Origin of the sequence: Streptomyces sp. NPDC101132 (genome assembly GCF_044759225.1) — a bacterium.
GTDB lineage: Bacteria > Actinomycetota > Actinomycetes > Streptomycetales > Streptomycetaceae > Streptomyces.
The window spans coordinates 59,856-80,526 of sequence record NZ_JBIVYX010000008.1 but is presented as its reverse complement, the minus strand read 5'-3'; the positions used below and the strand labels follow the sequence as shown (position 1 = coordinate 80,526).

The 20,671-nt window shown below is 71.9% G+C and carries 24 protein-coding genes; 19 read left to right on the top strand and 5 right to left on the bottom strand.

Annotated features, from left to right (window positions below; genetic code table 11):
- Window positions 1-22: 22 nt before the first annotated feature.
- From rpe to ACIQUR_RS19645, 4 genes are all read left to right on the top strand, one after another.
- The gene (gene rpe / locus ACIQUR_RS19660; protein WP_403665718.1) at window positions 23-709 is read left to right on the top strand and encodes a ribulose-phosphate 3-epimerase; all 687 of its coding nucleotides are present in this window, start codon (window positions 23-25) and stop codon (window positions 707-709) included.
- Between the two features lie 112 nt (window positions 710-821).
- Entirely contained in the window at window positions 822-1,889 is a 1,068-nt protein-coding gene (locus ACIQUR_RS19655; RefSeq protein WP_403665716.1) for a sugar-binding transcriptional regulator, read from the top strand.
- 183 nt (window positions 1,890-2,072) lie between these two features.
- Window positions 2,073-2,519, top strand: a complete 447-nt coding sequence (locus tag ACIQUR_RS19650; protein ID WP_403665714.1) for a ribonuclease domain-containing protein — start codon at window positions 2,073-2,075, stop codon at window positions 2,517-2,519.
- The gene (locus ACIQUR_RS19645; RefSeq protein WP_403665712.1) at window positions 2,516-2,932 is read left to right on the top strand and encodes a barstar family protein; all 417 of its coding nucleotides are present in this window, start codon (window positions 2,516-2,518) and stop codon (window positions 2,930-2,932) included. The genes ACIQUR_RS19650 and ACIQUR_RS19645 overlap by 4 nt, the downstream gene beginning before the upstream one ends.
- A gap of 332 nt (window positions 2,933-3,264) precedes the next feature.
- Here the strand turns inward: ACIQUR_RS19645 and ACIQUR_RS19640 are convergent, their stop codons facing one another.
- The 5 genes from ACIQUR_RS19640 to ACIQUR_RS19620 form a co-directional block, all read right to left on the bottom strand.
- Window positions 3,265-3,726 (bottom strand): group II truncated hemoglobin, encoded by a 462-nt coding sequence (locus tag ACIQUR_RS19640; protein ID WP_403665710.1) that lies wholly within the window; start codon window positions 3,724-3,726, stop codon window positions 3,265-3,267.
- A 10-nt stretch (window positions 3,727-3,736) separates the two neighbouring features.
- Complete coding sequence (locus tag ACIQUR_RS19635) at window positions 3,737-4,063, bottom strand: putative quinol monooxygenase (RefSeq protein WP_403665708.1); 327 nt, start codon at window positions 4,061-4,063, stop codon at window positions 3,737-3,739.
- A gap of 76 nt (window positions 4,064-4,139) precedes the next feature.
- The gene (locus ACIQUR_RS19630) at window positions 4,140-4,634 is read right to left on the bottom strand and encodes a hypothetical protein (protein ID WP_403665706.1); all 495 of its coding nucleotides are present in this window, start codon (window positions 4,632-4,634) and stop codon (window positions 4,140-4,142) included.
- A gap of 70 nt (window positions 4,635-4,704) precedes the next feature.
- Window positions 4,705-6,408: an FAD-dependent oxidoreductase gene (locus ACIQUR_RS19625; protein ID WP_403665704.1), complete on the bottom strand. Its 1,704-nt coding sequence runs from the start codon at window positions 6,406-6,408 to the stop codon at window positions 4,705-4,707.
- Window positions 6,405-6,671, bottom strand: a complete 267-nt coding sequence (locus ACIQUR_RS19620; protein WP_403665702.1) for a UBP-type zinc finger domain-containing protein — start codon at window positions 6,669-6,671, stop codon at window positions 6,405-6,407. The genes ACIQUR_RS19625 and ACIQUR_RS19620 overlap by 4 nt, the downstream gene beginning before the upstream one ends.
- A 286-nt stretch (window positions 6,672-6,957) precedes the next feature.
- On the opposite strand from ACIQUR_RS19620, the gene ACIQUR_RS19615 reads away from it, so the two are divergent.
- From ACIQUR_RS19615 to ACIQUR_RS19545, 15 genes are read left to right on the top strand one after another with little or no spacing between them, the layout of a single operon-like run.
- On the top strand, window positions 6,958-7,782 hold the full coding sequence (locus ACIQUR_RS19615) for a type 1 glutamine amidotransferase domain-containing protein (protein ID WP_403665701.1): 825 nt from the start codon (window positions 6,958-6,960) through the stop codon (window positions 7,780-7,782).
- 57 nt (window positions 7,783-7,839) lie between these two features.
- Window positions 7,840-9,483, top strand: a complete 1,644-nt coding sequence (locus ACIQUR_RS19610; RefSeq protein ID WP_403665699.1) for a thiamine pyrophosphate-binding protein — start codon at window positions 7,840-7,842, stop codon at window positions 9,481-9,483.
- A 23-nt stretch (window positions 9,484-9,506) separates the two neighbouring features.
- Window positions 9,507-9,938, top strand: coding sequence for a nuclear transport factor 2 family protein (locus ACIQUR_RS19605; RefSeq protein WP_403665697.1), 432 nt, complete (start codon window positions 9,507-9,509; stop codon window positions 9,936-9,938).
- A 23-nt stretch (window positions 9,939-9,961) separates the two neighbouring features.
- Window positions 9,962-10,417, top strand: coding sequence for a nuclear transport factor 2 family protein (locus tag ACIQUR_RS19600; RefSeq protein ID WP_403665695.1), 456 nt, complete (start codon window positions 9,962-9,964; stop codon window positions 10,415-10,417).
- A 16-nt stretch (window positions 10,418-10,433) separates the two neighbouring features.
- Window positions 10,434-10,835 carry a nuclear transport factor 2 family protein gene (locus ACIQUR_RS19595; RefSeq protein WP_403665693.1) on the top strand — a complete coding sequence of 134 codons (402 nt, stop codon included), beginning with the start codon at window positions 10,434-10,436 and terminating at the stop codon, window positions 10,833-10,835.
- Between the two features lie 10 nt (window positions 10,836-10,845).
- The gene (locus ACIQUR_RS19590; protein ID WP_403665691.1) at window positions 10,846-12,441 is read left to right on the top strand and encodes a GMC family oxidoreductase; all 1,596 of its coding nucleotides are present in this window, start codon (window positions 10,846-10,848) and stop codon (window positions 12,439-12,441) included.
- Window positions 12,431-13,045 carry a DJ-1/PfpI family protein gene (locus tag ACIQUR_RS19585; RefSeq protein WP_403665689.1) on the top strand — a complete coding sequence of 205 codons (615 nt, stop codon included), beginning with the start codon at window positions 12,431-12,433 and terminating at the stop codon, window positions 13,043-13,045. Before ACIQUR_RS19590 ends, ACIQUR_RS19585 begins: the two co-directional genes overlap by 11 nt.
- Window positions 13,045-13,479, top strand: coding sequence for a VOC family protein (locus ACIQUR_RS19580; protein WP_403665687.1), 435 nt, complete (start codon window positions 13,045-13,047; stop codon window positions 13,477-13,479). Before ACIQUR_RS19585 ends, ACIQUR_RS19580 begins: the two co-directional genes overlap by 1 nt.
- Entirely contained in the window at window positions 13,472-15,292 is a 1,821-nt protein-coding gene (locus ACIQUR_RS19575; RefSeq protein ID WP_403665685.1) for an AGE family epimerase/isomerase, read from the top strand. The genes ACIQUR_RS19580 and ACIQUR_RS19575 overlap by 8 nt, the downstream gene beginning before the upstream one ends.
- 37 nt (window positions 15,293-15,329) lie before the next feature.
- On the top strand, window positions 15,330-15,692 hold the full coding sequence (locus ACIQUR_RS19570) for an STAS domain-containing protein (RefSeq protein WP_399947424.1): 363 nt from the start codon (window positions 15,330-15,332) through the stop codon (window positions 15,690-15,692).
- Window positions 15,689-17,827, top strand: coding sequence for a glycogen debranching protein GlgX (gene glgX / locus ACIQUR_RS19565; RefSeq protein WP_403665683.1), 2,139 nt, complete (start codon window positions 15,689-15,691; stop codon window positions 17,825-17,827). Before ACIQUR_RS19570 ends, glgX begins: the two co-directional genes overlap by 4 nt.
- 40 nt (window positions 17,828-17,867) lie before the next feature.
- Window positions 17,868-18,179, top strand: coding sequence for an STAS domain-containing protein (locus tag ACIQUR_RS19560; RefSeq protein ID WP_403665681.1), 312 nt, complete (start codon window positions 17,868-17,870; stop codon window positions 18,177-18,179).
- Window positions 18,172-18,645 (top strand): ATP-binding protein, encoded by a 474-nt coding sequence (locus tag ACIQUR_RS19555; protein WP_403665679.1) that lies wholly within the window; start codon window positions 18,172-18,174, stop codon window positions 18,643-18,645. The genes ACIQUR_RS19560 and ACIQUR_RS19555 overlap by 8 nt, the downstream gene beginning before the upstream one ends.
- Complete coding sequence (locus ACIQUR_RS19550; protein ID WP_403665677.1) at window positions 18,627-19,871, top strand: PP2C family protein-serine/threonine phosphatase; 1,245 nt, start codon at window positions 18,627-18,629, stop codon at window positions 19,869-19,871. Before ACIQUR_RS19555 ends, ACIQUR_RS19550 begins: the two co-directional genes overlap by 19 nt.
- A complete protein-coding gene (locus ACIQUR_RS19545; RefSeq protein ID WP_403665675.1) occupies window positions 19,871-20,617 on the top strand; it encodes a MinD/ParA family protein in 747 nt (248 codons plus the stop codon). Before ACIQUR_RS19550 ends, ACIQUR_RS19545 begins: the two co-directional genes overlap by 1 nt.
- Window positions 20,618-20,671 lie beyond the last annotated feature (54 nt).

Sequence of the window (20,671 nt, the reverse complement as noted above, 5' to 3'; positions counted from 1 at the left end):
GCGGCATGGCACGCTTGGGGGCATGGCCGTTCAGATCAATCCCAGCATCCTGTCCGCGGACTTCGCCCGACTAGCCGACGAGGCGAAGGCGGTCGAGGGTGCCGACTGGCTCCACGTCGACGTCATGGACAACCACTTCGTCCCGAACCTCACGCTCGGCATGCCGATCGTGGAGTCCCTCAGCCGCGCCACGGACATTCCGCTGGACCTGCATCTGATGATCGCCGACCCGGACCGCTGGGCCCCGCAGTACGTCGAGGCCGGCGCCGGGTCGATCACCTTCCACGCCGAGGCCGCGGGCGCGCCCGTCCGGCTGGCGCGGGAGATCCGGGCCAAGGGCGCCCGCGCCTCCATGGCGCTCAAGCCCGCCACGCCGATCGAGCAGTACGAGGACATCCTCCCCGAGCTCGACATGGTGCTGATCATGACGGTCGAGCCGGGCTTCGGCGGGCAGCCCTTCCTCGACGTGATGCTGCCGAAGATCCGCCGTACCCGGGAGCTGATCGCCAAGCACGGCCTGGAGGTGTGGCTGCAGGTCGACGGCGGCGTTTCGGCGTCCACCATCGAGCGCTGCGCCGAGGCCGGCGCGGACGTGTTCGTGGCCGGTTCCGCCGTGTACGGCGCCGTGGACCCGGCCGCCGCGGTACGGACGCTGCGCGAGCAGGCGGGGGCCGCGATCGCGGCCGCGCCCTGGGCCTGCGAGCACTGAGGGGCGCCTGGGGCGCCGCGGAAGAAGGCTCGGTGAACAGCTCGATGAACGGGAGCTGTCCGGGCTGATCAACGGCCGCCGGATCTGACAGGATGAACGGCGAGTCGAGAGTGTGAACAGCAGTGAGGAGATCGCGGTGTCTGGTGTGTCGGCGGGACGCTCAGCCCTGCGGATGGGACCCGCGGAGCTGGTGCAGGCGGCGGCCATGGCCCGTCGCTTCTACCTGGAGGGCAAGTCCAAGATCCAGATCGCCGAGGAGTTCGGCGTGAGCCGCTTCAAGGTGGCCCGGGTCCTGGAGACCGCCCTGGAGCGCGACCTCGTCCGGATCGAGATCCGGGTGCCGGCCGAGCTGGACGCGGAGCGCTCCGACGCGCTGCGCGCCCGGTACGGACTGCGCCACGCGGTCGTCGTGGAGTCCCCGGCCGACACGGCCGAGGACGCCCCCGACCCGGAGAACCTCGGCGCTGTCGCGGCCGACCTGCTGGGCGAGCTGGTCAGCGAGGGCGACGTGCTCGGACTGGCGTGGGGCCGGTCGACCATCCACATGGCGGCCGCCCTGCACCGCCTGCCGCCGTGCACCGTCGTCCAGCTGACCGGCGTGTACGACGCCGGGACCGCGGAGCGCGGCTCGGTCGAGGCCGTACGCCGGGCCGCCCAGGTCTCGGGCGGCGACGCCCACCCGATCTACGCGCCGATGCTGCTGCCGGACCCCGCCACCGCGGCCGCACTGCGCAACCAGACCGGCATCGCCCGGGCCTTCGAGTACTTCGACAAGGTCACTGTCGCCGCGGTGTCCATCGGCTCCTGGGAGCCGGGCATCTCGACCGTGCACGACATGCTCTCCGACGAGGAGCGGGCGCACTACGCGTCGCTCGGCGTCGCCGCCGAGATGTCCGCGCACCTCTTCGACAAGGACGGCCGCCGGGTCGGCCGGGACCTGGGCGAGCGGTGCATCACCGTCGAGGCCGACCGGCTGCGCCGGATCCCGGAGGTGGTGGCCATCGCCGGCGGCCTGCGCAAGGCGGCGGCGATCGGCGCGGTGCTGCGGTCCGGGCTGGTGACGAGCCTGGTGACGGACACCGCCGTCGCCGACTACCTGCTGACCGAGTCGGTGCCGGGGGCGCGGCCGGCGCTGGAGCGGGCCGACCCGGACGACGGGGCCATCGCGTCGGGCCGCTGAGCGGTGGGGCCGGGGCCCTGATCGGTCCTGCCGGACCGCTGGTCCGCGAGCCGGTCGGCAGGGGCGGGTCCCCGCAGGGTGGTACGGGCGGCCGGGGCCGTGGGTCGGGCCGGGCCGGGTGACCGGGGCGCCCCGGCGCGTGGCCGGCTCGCCGGTGCGCCGGTTGTTTGGCAGCATCGGTGCATGATCTTGCGGAGCGTGCCCCGGCTCCTGGGGGCCGTGTTCCTGGCGGTGCTGCTGGGGACCGTCGCGGCGTGCGGCGGGGGCGGTGGCGGCTCCGGCGGGGCCGACCGGGCCGCCGCTCCGGTCACCCCGGGCGCGGGCGCCCCGAGCACGCCCGGGTGGGCGCGGGGGATGACCGTCGTACGGGCCGCCGACCTGCCCGTACAGGCGCGGGAGACGCTGGCCCTGATCGATGCCGGCGGGCCGTACCCGTACCGTCAGGACGGCACGGTCTTCGGGAACTTCGAGCGGGCGCTGCCCCGGCAGAAGCGGGGCTATTACCACGAGTACACGGTACGGACGCCGGGGGAGCGGGACCGGGGCGCGCGGCGCATCGTGACCGGGCGGGGCGGCGAGTTCTACTACACGGACGACCACTACCAGAGCTTCCGGGCGGTGCTGCGATGACCCTCGACGCGTTGTCCGGGCCGCCGGGCCCGCGGGTGTGGCCCGCGGACGAGCCGCTGGAGCCGGCGCTGGCCGCCGCGCGGGGGGCCGGGTGGACCACGGTGGTGCTGGAGCTGGACGGCGTACGGTCCAAGACGGCGCTGATGGACCGGTGCGAGCGGGCGTTCGGGCTGCCGGGGTGGTTCGGGCGGAACTGGGACGCGCTCGCGGACTGTCTGACGGACCTGTCCTGGGCGGGGCCGGCGGGGGGCGCGGGGTGGCTGGTCGCCGTCACGGGGTGGGGCGGTTTCGCGCGGGCGCGGGCGCGTGATGCCGGGGTGCTGCGTGAGGTGCTGGAGGGGGCGGTGGAGTTCTGGGCGGAGTCGGATGCGGGGCCCGGGTTCCGGGTGCTGCTGGTCGAGGGGCGGGGCTGAGACCGGGCCCTCGCCGGGCGGAGGTCCGGGTCCTGCGGGTGCCGGTCCCTGCGGGGCGGAGGTCCGGGTCCTGCGGGTGCCGGGTCCCTGCGGGGCTGTCTCCCCGCCCCACCCTTCTCCCGTTCACCGGGGCTGTGCCCCGGACCCCCTCGGGCTGCGCACGGGCCCCCTCGGGGCTGTGCCCGGACCCCCTCGGGCTGCGCCCGGACCCCCTCGGGGCTGTGCCCCGGATCCCCTCGGGCTGTGCCCGGGCCCCCCTCGGGCTGTGCCCCGGGGCTTCCCCCCGGACTTCGTCCGGGGGGGGGATCTCCTGGGCTGCCGTGGCGGAGGGGCTAGGAGCCCGTCCACGGTGGGGTCTGGCCCCAGGACCAGACGGGGACCTTGGCCGCGTCCACCGGTGGCGGGTCGTCGCCCGAGTAGATCAGGGCCATCCGGGTGCCCCACTCGATGTAGTAGACGAACACCGCGCGGAACTCCGGGTCCGTCGGGAGACCGACCTCGTCCGCGGTGTCGAGGAGGAGGTCCACCCAGCGGCGGCGCTGCTGTTCGGTGATGCCGCGGCCCAGGTGCTTGGTGGCCATGTGCTGGTGGCCGCCGTGGTGGGCGGTGTAGTCCGCCGGGCCGCCGAAGACCTCCGACAGCCAGGCCGCCACGTGCTGCGGGTGCCCGGGGTCCATGCCCGCGAACACCGGGGCGAGGACCTCGTCCCGCAGTGCGTGGCCGTAGAAGGCGTCGGTGAGGCGGTTCATCGCCTCGCTCCCGCCCATCCACTCGTAGATCGTGGGGGTGCTCATCGTGCCTGCCTCACTGTCCCGCGGCCTTGCCCGTGCCGACGACCTCGGTGACCTGGTAGTGCTGCATCTCCTCGATCGCGGTCACGTAGGGCCGGATCGCGCTGAAGAAGGCCGGGAAGTGCTCGCCCCGCCGGAAGCCCTGGAGGTGCGCCTCGGTCGAGGTCCAGCGGATCCGGAGGATGTAGCGCTCCCGCTCCTCCTCGCAGTGCGCCAGCTCGTAGTCCACGCACTCGGGAGCGGCGGCCAGCGACTCCGCCGCCTTGCGGTACGCGTCCTCGAAGGACTGCTGCTCGTCTAACGCGATGCGGTAGCGGATGTACTCGACGGTGGTGGCCATGATGGTCTGCCTCTCCGTGGTGATCAGCTGCTGCGGCTACCCTGACGCGATCATCGGTGCCCGTCAGCCGAATGCGTCATTCCTGGTCGGACTCCATGGAGTCGGGGCCCTGGGCCCGGACCCGGCCGACCTCCTCCAGGGAGGCCCGCAGGTCCGCCAGCCACGTGTCGGTGTTGCGGCCCACCAGCCGTACGCACCAGGCCAGGGCGTCCGCCCGGCTGCGTGCGACCCCGCCGGCCACCAGCGTGTCCAGCACCTGCCGCTCGGACTGGCGCAGCCGGGTCATCACCGGGACGGCCAGATGGGTGAAGAGCGTCCGCTCGCCGCCCTCGCCCTCCACGCCCCAGGCCACCTTGCGGCGGTAGAGCTCCTCCGCCTCGCGGGCGACCGCGATCCGCTGCTCGCGGGTGCGGGCCCGGAACTCCGCGGCCGTCTCACCCGCCGGGACGCGGCCGATCACGGTGATCTCCTCGCGGTCGACCACGACGTCGGCCACGCTCTCGTAGACGTCCTCCGGCAGGCGGTCGGCGAACCAGCCGCGGAGCTGCTCTCTCTGCTCGGCTGTAATCATGTAATCAACGTTGCATCCGTTCGCGCGTTGATCGCAAGGGTGCGCTCCGCCTTCCGCCGCCGGCGAACGCTCAGCCCATCGCGCGGTACCGGTGGACGAGGGAGACGGCCATCGCGCCCTCGCCGACGCCGGAGGCCACCCGCTTGACCGAGTGGGCGCGGACGTCACCCGCCGCGAAGACGCCCGGCACGCTCGTCTCCAGGGGGTACGGGGCCCGCTCCAGGCTCCACTCGGCCGGCAGCTCCCCGCCGTTGGCGATCAGGTCGGAGCCGGTCAGGACGAAGCCGAACTCGTCGCGTTCCACCACGCCGGCCAGCCAGTCGGTGTGCGGGCGGGCGCCGATGAAGGTGAACATGAACCGGCACGGGGTCTCGGTGTCCTCGCCCGTCTCCGCGTCGTGCAGGGTGATGCGCTCCAGGTGTTCGCCGCCGTCGAGCGCGACCACGGTGGTGCGGACCTTCACCTCGATGTTCGGGGTGCGGCCGATCTCGTCGATCAGGTAGCGGGACATGCTGGCGTCCAGCGACTCCGCGCGGACCAGGATCGTGACCCGGGCGGCGTACTTCGCGAAGTGCACGGCGGCCTGGCCCGCCGAGTTGGCGCCGCCCACGATGAAGACGTGCTGGGAGATGCAGGCGGAGCTCTCCGTGGTGGCCGCGCCGTAGTAGAGGCCCGCGCCCTCGAAGCGGTCCGCGCCGGGGGCCTGGAGGCGGTTGTACGCGACGCCCGTGGACAGCAGCACCGTCTCGGCGCTGATCTCCGTGCCGTCGGCCAGCGTGAGGATCTTCGCCGGGTCGTCGCGGGTGAGCGAGACGACCTCCACCGGGTGCAGGATCTCCGCGCCGAAGCGGGACGCCTGGATGGTGGCCCGGCGGGTCAGGTCGCCGCCGGACAGGCCCGAGGGGAAGCCGAGGTAGTTCTCGATGAGGCTGGAGGTGCCGGCCTGGCCGCCGGGCGCCCGCGAGTCCAGCATCAGCGTCGACAGGCCCTCGGAGGCCGCGTACACCCCGGCCGCGAGGCCCGCCGGGCCCGCGCCCACGATCACGCACTCGTAGTGCGGGCGGGAGGCCGTGGTGGCCAGGCCCAGCCGCTCCGCGAGCTCGGCGTCCGTGGGGGCCGAGAGCACCTCGCCGCCCGGGAAGCGCACCAGCGGCAGGGGCGCGTCCGGCCGTTCGGCGATCAGGGTCAGGGCCTCGGGGTCCCGCTCGACGTTCAGGAAGCGGAAGGGCTGGCCGTTGCGGGTGAAGAAGTCCCGCACGGCGTGCGTGCCGGGGGCCACCAGGTGGCCGGCGACGATGATCCCGTCGTACGCGGGCCGGTAGGCGGCCAGCCAGTCCGACAGCAGGTCGTCCAGGACCGGGAAGAGCCGCTCGTGGGGCGGGTCCCAGGGCTTGAGCAGGTAGTAGTCCAGCCGCACCCGGTTGATCGCGGTGATGGCCGCGTCGGTCTCCGCGTACGCCGTCAGCAGCACCCGGCGCGCGTCCGGGAAGCGGCTGACCGCCTCCAGCAGGAACTCCACCCCGGTCACGTCCGGCATGCGCTGGTCGACCAGGAAGAGGGCCGGGTCGTGGCCCCGCTCGTCCAGGGAGTCCAGGATCTTGAGCGCGTCCGCGGCCGAGGAGGCGCCGAGCACGCGGTACCGGTCCCCGTAGGCGCTGCGCAGGTCCCGGCGCACGGCGCGGAGCACCTGGGGGTCGTCGTCCACGGCCAGGATCACCGGCTTGCGGCCCTCGCGCTCCTCACGGGCCGGGGCGCTCTCGCGCGCGGTGCTCATGCGCGCTCCAGCATCAGCTTGTCGGCGTAGCACCACGCCCAGTCCTCGCCCGGCTCGTGCGAGGCGGCGATGGGGTGCGCCGTGGTGCGGAAGTGCGAGGTGGCGTGCCGGTTCCGGGAGGAGTCGCAGCAGCCCACGTGACCGCAGCTCAGGCACATCCGCAGATGCACCCAGGAATCACCCGACGCAAGGCATTCCGCGCAGCCCTCGGTTCCCGCCGACACCGGGCGTATCTGATCGACGTGCAAACACCTGCTGTCCATCGGACCCCGTCCTTCTCTTGTGCCGCACGGAGCTCCCGAGCCCTCGCGGCGACCCGTCCCGGAGAATCTCCACGACCATAGATCGGGGATTTCCCGGCGGTTCACTTATTCGGCCGAGGTCAGGAAGTCCCCCGGGTACTTCCTGACCTCGGCCGCCGACTTCCTGAGGTGCCCGGAACACCTGGTCCGCTACCTCACGAAGTCGTGTGTGCGGCCTTTGACGCCGCCCCGGCCGACCAGCAGTGTGGGGTGCGCCAACGACAACAGGCGGCGCCAGGAGGAATACGTGAGCAGAAAGATTCTGGTCATTGTCTCCGAACACGGTTACTGGGCCGAAGAACTCATCGGTCCGGTTTCCGAGTTCGATGCGCGTGGCTACGAGGTCGTCTTCGCGACGCCCACCGGAAAGCGGGCGCACGCCCTTCCGCCGAGCCTCGACGCGAACTACGTCGACCCTCCGCTGGGCCGCTCGGTGACCACCGAGGAGAACGCGCGGCTGGGCCGCGAGTTCGAGCGCTCCAGCCGGCTGGACGCGCCGCTCGACATCGAGGCGTGGGTGCCCGAGCGCCCGTACACCAGCGACGACGGGTACCTGTGCAAGCTGGAGCAGTACCACCGCGACCTCGACCGGCTCGACGCCGACATCGCCTCCTACGACGCGGTCCTGATCGTCGGCGGCAGCGGCCCGATCGCCGACCTCGCCAACAACGAGCGCGTGCACGCGCTGATCCTCGCCTTCCGGAAGGCCGGCAAGGTGGTGGCCGCGGAATGCTACGGAGTGGCCTGCCTGGCCTTCGCCCGCGACTGGGACGACCGGCGCAGCATCATCTGGGGCAAGCACGTGACCGGGCACTGCAAGGAGTACGACTACAAGGACGGCACCGGGTTCCTCGGCACCGACTTCAACATGGGCCCGCCGCCGTATCCGCTGGAGTACATCCTGCGCGACGCCACCGGGCCGGACGGCGCCTATCACGGGAACTTCGGAAAGCCGGTGTCGGTGATCGTCGACTACCCGTTCGTCACCGGCCGGTCCACCCCCGACTCGTACCTCACCGGACAGAAGATCGTGGAAGTCCTGGAAGAGGGGCTCACCCGCTGGGGATGGTGATCCTGAATTCGGCGGGAGCGTCCGTCCGGTAAACCAGCCGGGAACGAGGGGGAATTCATGAAAGCGACTCCGGGCCGGGAAAGGCTCATCGAGCAATTCAAGGCCGACGGCCTCGACGTGATGTTCGGAAATCCCGGCACGGTCGAGCAGGGGTTCCTCGACGCGGCCGACGCCGCCGAGGGCTTCCAGTACGTCCTCAGCCTCCAGGAGACCGTGGCCGCGGGCATCGCCGACGGCTACGCGCGGGCCACCGGCGGCGCCGCGCTGCTCCAGCTGCACTCCGGCGTCGGTCTGGGGAACGGCATCGGCATGCTGTACCAGTCCCTGCGCGGCCACACGCCCCTGGTGGTGGTCGCCGGAGACGCCGGGGTGCGGTACGACGCCATGGACGCGCAGATGGCCGCCGACCTGGTCGCGATGGCGCGGCCGGTCACCAAGTACGCCACCCGCGTCACCGATCCCGCCTCCGTGCTGCGCACGGTGCGCCGCGCGGTGAAGATCGCGCTCACCCCGCCCCGCGGGCCGGTCTTCGTGGCCCTGCCGATGGACGTGCTGGACGAGCTCAACGCCGAGCCCGTGCTGCCGGCCGTCGTGCCCGACACCGACGTGGCGCCCTCGGACGCCGCCGTCGGCCGGGCCGCCCGGCTGCTGGCCGCGGCGGAGCGCCCGCTGGTCCTGGTCGGCGACGGGGTGGCCCTCTCCGGGGCGCAGGCCGAACTGGCCGCCGTCGCCGAGCTGCTGGGCGCGGACGTGTACGAGGTGGACTCGTCCGAGGTGAACATCCGGGCCTCCCACCCGCTGCGCCGCGGCCAGCTCGGCCACATGTTCGGCGCGCACAGCGCGGAACTGGTGCGGGACGCGGACGCGGTGCTGATCGTCGGCACGTACGTCTTCCCGGAGGTCTTCCCGGAGCTGGTGAGCCCCTTCGCGGAGGGCGCGCGGATCGTCCACGTCGACCTCAACACGTACGAGATCGCCAAGAACCACCCGGTGGACCTGGCCCTGGCCGCCGACCCCCGGCGGACGCTGCGCGCCCTGGCGCCCGTACTGGAGCGGGAGCTGAGCCCCGTACGGCGGGCCGCCGCGGCCGCCCGCCTCGACGTCCGCACGCGGGAGCGCGCGGTCGCCGACCGGACGGGGGAGCGGGACCGGGACGGCACGCCGATGGCCGTCTTCCTGCGCACCCTGGCCGAGCGGACCGGGGGCGACCTGATCGTCTTCGACGAGGCGCTCACGACCTCCCCGCTGGTCACCGCCCACCTGCCGGCCGAGCGGCCGGGTGACTACCACCTGACGCGCGGCGGTTCGCTGGGCGTCGGCTTCCCGGGCGCGGTCGGCGCGAAGCTGGCCCACCCCGACCGGCTGGTCGTCGGCTTCGCCGGCGACGGCGGGGCGATGTACACGTACCAGGCGCTGTGGACCGCGGCCCGGCACGGCATCGCCGCGAAGTTCGTGGTCTGCAACAACCGCAAGTACCGGCTGCTGGACGACAACATCGCCCAGTACTGGCGGGAGCGGGACATCCCGGAGCACGCCTTCCCCGGTTCCTTCGACCTGTCCCACCCGGAGATCGACTTCGCCGGGCTGGCGCGCTCCCTCGGCGCGGGCGGCACCCGGGTGGAGAAGCCGGAGGAGGCCGCGGCCGCGGTGCGGCTGATGCTCGATCACCCCGGCCCGTTCCTCGTGGACATCCAGATCTGACACCACATCACAGGGAGGCGCGCATGCCCGCCGAGCGGCTGACCGAGGACGCGATCCGCACCTTCGCGGGGGCCTGGTACACGGCCCTCGACCAGCACGTACCGCTCACCGACGTGCTGGACTTCATCACCGGCGACCTGGAGTTCAAGGTCCCCGAGGACACCTTCCTCGGCCACGAGGGCTTCGGCCGCTGGTACGAGGCCGTCACCCACCGCTTCTTCGACGAGGTGCACACCGTCACCAAGGTCGAGCCGGTGATCGACGGCGACCGGGCCGAGGTCCGGGTGCTCGTCAACTGGCAGGCCAAGGTCTGGGACCCGCCGGCCGCCCGCAGCGTCTGGCTCGGCTTCGACGCCGACCAGACCTGGACGGTCGTACCCGGTCCGTCCGGCCCGCGGATCAAGACGTACACCGTCAACGAACTGGCCCCGATGCCCGGTTCGGCCTCCCTCTGACCTCGCGACAGGAGAAGCGGACCATGACCCACGTGACGCGCCAGCGCGTCGAGGCGGCCTACCGCGCGCTCGGCTGCGGCGACCGGGCCAGGATCCTGGAGTACTACTCCGAGGACCTGCGCTGGCTGGTGCCCGGCAACCACCCGCTCGCCGGCTGGTACGAGAGCCTGGACGCCTTCCTGGAGCTGATGGGCCGGACCCACCGGCTCACCGACGGCACCTTCCGGATGGACATCGAGTACGTCCTGACCGGCCCGGACGTCTCGGCCGACGTGTGCCGCAACACCGGCCTGCGGGCCGGCGCCAAGGAGGACGCGCAGTCCCCGTACGAGCGCATGGACTACCAGGTCTTCCACTTCATGCGCTGGCGGGACGGGCGGATCGTCGAGGGCCGCGACGGCCTCTTCGGCGACACCGCCAGCGCGTTCAGCAGCTTCTGGGCGCCCTTCGCGCCGGACGGCATCCGCAGGGACCGATAGAGGGGGGACGACCGCGATGGACGCACACCAGATCCTGACCAGGTACTACGAGTACGCCAACGCCGGCGACTGGGACCGCTGGTGCGACCTGTTCGCCGACGACCAGGTCATGGACGAGCAGCTCGCCGGGCACATCGAGGGGCTCGACACGCTCCGCTCGATGATGAAGGGCATGGGCACGATGTACCGGGTCTTCCGGAACGAGCCCCTGCACCTCCTCGTCGACCGGCCCGCGCCCGGCTCCGGGACGCCCGGCACCGTCAAGGCGGCCGCCGTCTCGCACCTGACCGCGGTCAGCGCCTCGGGCGAGGAGATCACCGCCGAGGTGATGAACTTCTTCAAGATCGTCGACGGGAAGATCGCCTACATGGCGAACTTCCACGACACGGTCCCCTTCCAGGTCCTGGCCCAGGACTGAGGGGGCGGCCGTGACGGAGTACGACTACGTCGTCGTGGGATCCGGTACGGCGGGCAGCGTCCTGGCGAACCGGCTCTCGGAGGACCCGGACGTCTCGGTGCTCGTCCTGGAGGCCGGCGGCGGCCGCATACCGCCCGAGGTCGACGACCCCTCGTCCTGGTACAAGCTGCTCGGCGGCCCCGTCGACTGGGGCTACCAGAGCGTCCCGCAGCCCGGCCTCGACGGCCGCCGCACCTACGAACCGCGCGGCAAGGCCCCCGGCGGCAGCAGCAACCTCTACATCATGATGCACATCCGGGGCCACGCCTCGGACTTCGACAACTGGGCCTACCAGGGCGCCGCGGGCTGGTCCCACCAGGACGTCCTGCCGTACTTCGCCCTGCTGGAGGCCCAGGAGGACCGGACCGCCGCCACCACCGGCACCACCGGCCCGCAGCGGATCACGAACGCGGGCCGGCACGGCCCCAACCCGGTCTCCCGCGCCTTCATCGACGCGGCCGTCGAGCTGGGCCACGAGGAGATCGCCGACTTCAACACCGACGGCCCCCGCCGCGGCCTCTTCGGCACCGGCTGGCACCACATCGACGTGGCCGACGGCAGACGGCAGGGCACCCTCGCCGCCTACCTGGAACCGGCGCTCGGCCGGCCCAACCTCACCCTGCGCACCGGCGCCCAGTCCACCCGGCTGCTGGTGGAGAACGGCACCTGCACCGGCGTCGAGTACGTCCAGACCGCGCCGCCCGCGGACTTCCCGGGCCGGGACGTCCCCGCGGCGGCCCCCCGGGAGCCGGGCCTGCACACGGTCCGGGCCCGCCGCGAGGTGATCGTGGCGGCCGGGGCCATCGAGTCCCCGAAGCTGCTGCTGCTCTCCGGCATCGGCCACCCGGAGCAGCTCGGCCGGCACGGCATCGAGGTCACCGCGCCGCTGCCCGGCGTCGGCGAGAACTTCCACAACCACGTGCTCACCGGCCTGATGGCCGAGGTCACCCAGGAGCTCCCGCCGCCCGCGCAGAACCTCTCCGAGAGCGCGCTCTTCCTGGCCTCGCGGCCCGGACTGCCCGCCCCCGACCTCCAGATCGCCTTCGTCCACGTCCCGTTCGACGTGATCGTCGGCCAGTCGCACCCCAACACCGTCAGCATCCTGCCCGGCGTGGTCCGGCCGGTCTCCCGGGGCTGGATCCGGCTGGCGAGCGCCGACCCGCTGGCCCACCCGCTGATCCACCCCAACTACCTGGGCGACCGCTGGGACCTCGACCGCATGGTCCAGGGCGTGCGGCTGGCCCGCGAGATCTTCGGCACCTCCGCCTTCTCGCCCTGGTACAAGCAGGAGCTCCAGCCCGGCCCCGGCACCGTCACCGACGACGAGCTGCGCGCCTTCGTGAAGCGGAAGTCCGAGAGCTACCACCACCAGGCCGGCTCCTGCCGGATGGGCGTGGACGACCTCGCCGTCGTCGACCCCGAACTGCGCGTCCACGGCGTACGGAACCTCCGCGTCGCCGACGCCAGCGTCATGCCCGCGGTCCCGTCGGGCAACTGCCACGCCGCCATCGCGATGATCGCGGAACGGGCGGCCGACTTCCTCAAGGGGGTGTCCCGTGCCGGGTGACGTGGTGCTGCGCGAGGGAGCGCTGACCGGGACGCGGATCGCCGTACTCGTCGAGAGCGACTTCTACGAGCCGGAGATCTTCTACTACCAGCGCCGGTTCGCCGAGGAGGGCGCGCGCGTCGACTTCCTCACCCGGCTCTGGGGCCAGGAGTCGATCACCTTCACCGGCCACGAGTACCGGGCCCCGTTCACCGCGGACCAGAGCCTCGAAGGCCTCTCCGACGAGGAGCTGCGCGGGTACGCCGCCCTGATCGTGCCCTCCGGCATGGTCGCCGACCGGCTGCGCTACACCGAGGACGTGGACGTCCTGGCCCCGGCCACGGAGCTGCTGCGCCGCGCCTTCGAGGAGCCGGCCGTCCTGAAGGGGATCATCTGCCACGGCACGTGGCTGGCCTCCTCCATCCCGGACAAGGTGGCCGGCCGCAAGGTCGTCTGCCACAACAACCTCATCGGCGACGTGCGGAACATGGGCGCCCAGTACGTGGACGAGGACGTGGTCGTCGACGGCGACCTGGTCACCGGCCGCACCGGCGCCCACCACCACCTCTTCGCCCGCCGGATCATCGAGCTGCTGACGGCCGGCCGGGGCCGGAGGGCCGACTGATGCGCTGGTCGCACGTGGGCCTGAACTGCGCCGACCAGAAGGTCACCGAGGAGTTCTACACCCGCTGGTTCGGCTTCGCCCGGGCCCGGGTCGTCGACCTCGGGGACACGCAGATCGTGTTCCTGCGCAAGGGGGACGCGTACCTGGAGCTGTTCCCGGCCGGCACCGGGCCGGCGAGTCCCGGGCAGGACGACGGGCCGCAGGAGCCGGGCCGGATGCGCCACCTGGCCTTCCAGACCGACAGCGTCGACGCGTTCCTCGCCGACCTCGGGGACGCGGCCGACGTGACCCTGGGCCCGCTGGACTTCGACGACTTCATCTGCGGCTGGCGGACCGTCTGGCTGCGCGACCCCGACGGCGTGGTCGTCGAGGTCAGCCAGGGCTTCGCGGACGAAGCCGACACCCACGACAAGGAAGGTGCCCGACATGGCTGACGCCGTGAGCTTCTCCTTCTCCGACACCATCGCCGGATACGTCGGACACTTCGACTCCGAGGCCCGGCTGCTGCGGCTGACCACCGCCGACGGCCGCGCCTTCGACGTGTCGCTGGCCGGCGGCCCGAGCGCCGAGCTGGTCCGCAACCTCGACGAGCCGTACATCGACGCCTCGGGCCACATCGACGAGATGCTGTCCCCGGGCCGGTTCCTCTTCGCCTACGGGGTGCACTACCCCGAGCGGGGCGGCCGCTTCGAGGCCAAGCGCCTGGTGTTCCTGGGCCGCGGAGCCGAGGACTACCGCTTCGAGGAGGCCGGCTGGTGGGTCAAGCAGATCGAGTCCCTCGCCGCCTTCTACAAGCGCGCCCAGTTCGGTGACGGCCCGGTCGACTTCACCGAGTACCGCACCGAGATCCGCCTCGGCGGCGACAAGACCGCCAGCCACGTCCAGGAGACGGACACGATCTCCCGGCTGGTCTACGGCATGGCCTCCGCGTACCTGCTGACCGGCAAGGACGAGTACCTGGAGGTCGCCGAGCGCGGCACCGAGTACCTCCGGGCGCACATGCGGGTCGTGGACACCGAGGAGGACGTCGTCTACTGGTACCACGGCATCAGCGTGGACGGGGACGCCGAACGCAAGCTCTTCACCTCGGAGTTCTACGACGACTTCGACGCGATCCCGATGTACGAGCAGATCTACGCGCTGGCCGGCCCGGTCCAGACGTACCGCGTCACCGGCGACCGGCGGATCAAGGACGACGCCGACGGCACCATCCGGCTCTTCGACAAGTTCTTCTTCGACCGCGAGCAGGGCGGCTACTACTCGCACGTCGACCCGATCCTGTTCAGCGCGGACCACGAGTCCCTCGGGGAGAACCGCGAGCGGAAGAACTGGAACTCGGTCGGCGACCACGCGCCCGCGTACCTCATCAACCTGTACCTGGCGACCGGTGACCAGAAGTACGCCGACTTCCTGGAGTACACCTTCGACACCATCGCCGAGCGCTTCCCGGACTACGGGAACAGCCCCTTCGTCCAGGAGCGCTTCTTCCGCGACTGGTCGCACGACACCGCGCACAGCTGGCAGCAGAACCGCGCCGTGGTCGGCCACAACCTGAAGATCGCCTGGAACCTCCTGCGGATGAACTCCCTGAAGGCCAAGCCGGCCTACGAGGAGCTCGCGAAGAAGATCGGCGAGCTGATGCCCGAGGTCGGCAGCGACCTCCAGCGCGGCGGCTGGTACGACGTGGTCGAGCGCCTCAAGGAGGGCGACCAGGAGACGTATCGTTTCGCCTGGCACGACCGCAAGGCCTGGTGGCAGCAGGAGCAGGCGATCCTCGCCTACCTCATCCTGAACGGCACGGTCGGCGGGGAGCACTTCCGCAAGGAGGCCCGCCAGGCGGAGGCCTTCTACAACACCTTCTTCCTCGACCACGACGAGGGAGCGGTCTACTTCAACGTGCTCGCCAGCGGCACGCCGTACCTGCTCGGCACCGAGCGGCTCAAGGGCAGCCACTCGATGTCCATGTACCACTCGGCGGAGCTGTGCTACCTCGCCGCCGTCTACAACAACCTGCTCATCAACGGCCGGGAGATGGACTTCCACTTCAAGCCCGACCCGACCGACCTGCCCGGGCGCGTGCTGCGGGTCTCGCCCGACCTGCTGCCCGCCGGCGCAGTGCGCATCGCCTCCGTCGAGATCGACGAGAAGCCGTACGACGACTTCGACGCCGAGGCCCTCACCGTCACGCTCCCTGACGTCCAGGGGCGGGTCAAGGTCAAGGTCCGGCTGCGGCCGGTGGCCAAGTAGCGCTCAACGGGGGCGCCCCACAGCAAGGGGATGGGAAATGACTCTGACCATCAAGGAACGCCGGACCAAGGCCGCGACGGTGCTCGCCGCCTCCGGTGAGATCAACAGCGAGACCTCCGGACAGCTGCTCGACAAGCTGCTCCCGCTGGTCCGCGACGGCCAGACCCTGCGCATCGACCTCAAGGCCGTCACGTACGTCTCCAGCGCGGGCCTGCGCACCCTCCTCGTGGTCTACCGCGAGGCCCAGCACGCCGGCGTCGCCGTCACCCTGTCCGGGGTGAGCGACGAGGTCCGGTTCGTGATGTCGGCGACCGGCTTCCTCGACTTCTTCGAGACCGGCGAGGCCGCCGAGGCCGAGGCCGCCCGCAAGGAGCGGCTCGCCGCGAGGACCACCCGGTGAGCCCCGAGGCCGCCGCCCGCGCCGACCAGGTCCGCATCGACGCCTACCCGACCCACGACGTGGCCGGGTACGGCGTCCGGGCCGGCAAGCCCTATCCCTTCGGGGCCTGGGTCGTCCCCGGGGGCGTGAACTTCTCCGTCTTCTCCGACCAGGCCACCTCCATGACCCTGGTCCTCTACAAGCGGGGCGAACCGGAGCCCTTCGCCGAACTGGAGTTCCCCCAGGAGTTCCGGACCGGCAGCGTCTTCGCGATGACGGTCTTCGGGCTCGACCACGAGAACATCGAGTTCGGCTACCGGGCCGACGGACCCTTCGACCCCGTCACCGGGCACCGCTTCGACGCCCGGCAGGTGCTCTCCGACCCGTACGCCCGGCTCATCGCGGGCCGGGACGTGTGGGGCACCGAGCCCGACTACAGCCGCGGCTACCAGTACCGCTCCCGGGTCTGCCTCCAGGACTTCGACTGGGGCGACGACGCCCCGCTGCGGATCCCCGCCGAGGACCTGGTGGTGTACGAGACCCACGTGCGCGGCTTCACCCGGCACCCCTCCTCCGGGGTCACCGCCCCCGGCACCTTCGCCGGCCTGCGGGAGAAGATCCCGTACCTGAAGGAGCTCGGGGTCAACGCGATCGAGCTGCTGCCGATCTTCGAGTTCGACGAGACCGACAACCCGCGCACCAACCCGCTGACCGGCGAGAAGCTGTACGACTACTGGGGCTACAACACCGTGGCCTTCTTCGCGCCCAAGGCCGGCTACGCGGCCACCGGACGCTACGGCATGCAGGGCGACGAACTGCGCACCCTGGTCAAGGACCTGCACGCGGCCGGCATCGAGGTCATCCTCGACGTGGTCTTCAACCACACGGCCGAGGGCAACGAGATGGGCCCGACCATCTCCTTCAAGGGCCTCGACAACGCCACGTACTACATGCTCACGCCCGAGGGGTACTACTTCAACTTCAGCGGCACCGGGAACACCGTCAACTGCAACCACCCCGTGGTGCGCAACTACGTCCTCGACTGCCTGCGCCACTGGGTCGCGGACTACCACATCGACGGCTTCCGCTTCGACCTCGCCGCGATCCTCGGCCGGGCCCTGGACGGCACCCCGCTGCCCAACCCGCCGCTGCTCGAATCGCTCGCCTTCGACCCGGTCCTGCGGCACACCAAGCTCATCGCCGAGGCCTGGGACGCCGCCGGACTGTACGAGGTCGGCAACTTCCCCGCCTACGGCCGCTGGGCCGAGTGGAACGGGAAGTACCGCGACACCGTGCGCCGCTTCCTCAAGGGCGACCCGGGCGTCACCGGCGAACTGGCCACCCGCCTCGCCGGCTCCCCGGACCTGTACTCCACCCGCGGGACCGCCGCCTCCGTCAACTTCCTGACGGCGCACGACGGTTTCACCCTGGCCGACCTGGTCTCGTACAACGACAAGCACAACGAGGCCAACGGCGAGGGCAACAACGACGGCGCCAACGACAACAACAGCTGGAACTGCGGCGCCGAGGGCCCCACGGACGACCCGGAGATCAACGCCCTCCGGCTGCGGCAGATGAAGAACGCCGTCGCGATCCTGCTCACCAGCCAGGGCATCCCGATGCTGCTGTCCGGCGACGAGGTGGGCCGCACCCAGCAGGGCAACAACAACACCTACTGCCAGGACAACGAGCTCTCCTGGTTCGACTGGGACCAGGTCGACGACAACGCCGAACTGCTCCGCTTCGTCCGGCAGATGATCGCCTTCCGCAAGCGCCACCGCGAACTGCGCTCCACCACCCACCCCACCGGAGCCATCCGCGAGGGCCTGGGCCTGCCGGACATCAGCTGGCACGGCGCCCGCGCCTGGCTCCCCGACTGGTCGCCCGAGTCCCGGCTGCTGGCCGTGGCCCGCTGCGGCGCCGGCGACGACGACGTGGTCTACGTCGCGATGAACTCCCACTGGGAGGCGCACGACCTGGAGCTGCCGGCGCTGCCCGGCGGCCGCAGCTGGCACCTGTTCGCCGACACCGGAGCCGAGGCGCCGTACGACATCCGCACCCCGGGCGCGGAGAGCGAACTGGACAACGCAGGCAAGTACCTGATCGGACCGCGCTCGGTCGTGATCCTGGTGGGCCGCGTGCCCACCGAGGACTGACCGGCGCGCCCTGGACCCCGTACGCCCGAAGGAGCCTGACATGCCGCTTTCCGTGTCCCTGAGCATCGCCGGCGACACCACCGTCATCGAGCTCAGCGGAGAACTGGACGCCAGCACCGCGCCGGACTTCCACCAGACCATCGAGAAGGCCGCGGGGCACGGCACCAACACCGTGGAGATCCGGATGGCCGGCGTCGGCTACATGGCCAGCGCCGGACTGCGCTCCCTGGTCTTCGCGCAGCAGAAGGTCGCCCCGAACGTCACGATCAAGGTGGTCGGCGCGATCGACCCGGTGGCCCGGACCATCAGGACCGCCGGTCTCCACCACAGCATCGTCCTCTCCGATGGGTGACGGGGTACGGCTGGCCCGGCGGGCCGCGGAGCTGGAGGTGCCGGCCACCCTGGCGGCACTGGCGGACATCGCCGCCTTCGTCCGGGACCTGGCCCGCCGGGCCGGGCTCGGCAAGGGGGCCGCGTACCGGCTCCGGCTGGCGGTGGACGAACTGGCCACCAACGTGGTGACCCACGGCTACCGGGGCGGCGACGGGCGGATCACCGTCCGGGGCCGCGCCGGGGCCGGCCGGGTCAGCGTCGTCATCGAGGACACCGCACCGCCCTTCGACCCGGTCGCCGGGTGCCTGCCGCCCGCGACCGGGGTCCCCCCGGAGCGGCGGCGGGTCGGCGGGCTCGGCATCCACCTCGCGCTGACCAGCGTCGACGAGTTCAGCTACGTACGCAGTGAGGGCCGCAACACCAGCACCCTGACGGTCCTCGCCGATGAGGCAGACGGGATGCGGCCATGCCCTCCACCACCGTGATCATCCTGGACGAGTACCCTCCACCGCCCCAGTCCCTGCTGGACGCCCTGACCGGGATGGACGCGGCCTGCTCGGCCCGGACGCTGAGCCAGCTGCTGCACGGCCCCGTGGCCGGCCTGCCGGAGGCGGACGTGCTGCTGGCGCCGGCGCGGGTTCCGGGGGAGGGGGTCCGCAGCGCGGTGCGCAGGCTCCGGCTGCGGGCCGGGGCGCCGACCGCGGTGGTGTGGACCGTGGACGACTTCGAGGCCCTGGAGGCCCACGTACGACTGGGCCACGACTACCTCGTACCGCCCTTCCTGCCGGCCCTGGTCGGCGCCCGGCTGCAGAGCTGCTCGGAACGCGCCGAACTCGGCCGCACCCTGCGGGAGGCCGACGCCCGGGCGGAACTCATGAGCTACGAGAAGGAACTGGAGATCGGCCGGGAGATCCAGGCGGGCTTCCTGCCGGAGGCACTGCCCGTCCCCGAGGGATGGGAGATCGACGTGTGCTTCCGCCCCGCCCGGCAGGTCGCCGGCGACTTCTACGACGTCTTCGAGCTGGTCCACCGGCGCCGGCTCGCCCTGGTCGTCGCCGACGTGTGCGACAAGGGCGTGGGATCGGCCCTCTTCATGGCGCTGATCCGCTCCCTGCTGCGGCACACCGCCGAGAACAGCGGGCTCCAGCACCTGGTCGCCGCCGGCCGCTCCGGCGGGGCGATCCCGGTGGTCGGCGCCACCCCGCTGCTCAACGCGGTGACCGCCACGAACGGCTACCTGACCCGCAACCACCTGCGCCAGGGCTACTTCGCCACGCTCTTCTTCGCGGTGCTCGACCCGCTCACCGGCAGCCTCGTCTACATCAACGGCGGCCACAACCCGCCGCTGCTGCTGCGCGGCGACGGGTCCGCGCCGGTCCCGCTGGAGCCCACCGGCCCGGCCGTCGGCGTCCTGCCCGACTGCAGCTACGCGCTCGCCCACACCCGGCTGGAGCCCGGCGACACCCTCTTCGTCTACACCGACGGCGTGCCCGAGGCGCGCTGCCCGGACGGCCGCTTCCTGGGCGACGACCGGATGCTCGACCTGCTCTCACGGCACACCGGGAGCGGCCGCGCCGTACTGGACCGGGTGGACCTGGCCGTGCGCGAGCACACCGGGGAGGCCGAACAGCACGACGACGTGACCATGCTGGCCCTGCACCGGCCACGTGCGGCGCGGGGGCCGCACGCGACGGGGAAGGCGGTGGCCTGATGGCCCGCACCATCGTGATGCACTCGCACCGCGGCGGCACCGGCAAGTCCACGGTGCTCGCCAACCTCGCCCTGCTCATCGCGGCCGAGGGCCGCCGGGTGGCCCTCGTCGACACGGACATCCAGTCGCCGACGCTCGACGTGCTCTTCCGTACCGGCCCGCGGGTCTTCTCGCTCACCGACTACCTGCTCGGCCGTTGCGAGATCGAGGCCGCCGCGCACCCGGTGGGTCCGCCCGGCCTGTGGCTCGTGCCGGCCAGGACCACCACCGACTCGCTGCCGGAGATCATGGCCACCGGGTACGACGTGGGGCTGCTGCCGGAGGCCTTCGGGCGCCTGATCGACCGCTACGCCCTGGACGTGCTGCTGCTCGACACGCACGCCGGGCTGAACAACGAGACCGTCACCGCGATGGCCAGCGCCGACGTGCTGGTGATCATGGCGAGGGCGGACCGGATCGACCTGTCGGGGGTCGAGGAGACCCTCGCCCTGGTCGGCCGGCTCGCCTGCCGGCGCACGCTGATCATGAGCATGGCGCCGGCGGGAATCGACCGCGAACTCGTACGGGACCGGGCCGAGCGCGTCTACGGCGCACCCCTGGCCGGAATTCTTCCGTACGTGCCGGAAATGGCCGCCCTCTGCGGTGAACGCATATTCGCGGAAGCCCGTCCCGACCACCCCCTGGTCGATGAATTCCGGCACATCATCGCGGTACTCGACGCACGTGACGAAGTATCGCGGGCCTGACCGCAGACCCTCGCGCGCCCCAGAACCGGCGTGTTGAATCGGCACCACTCCAGA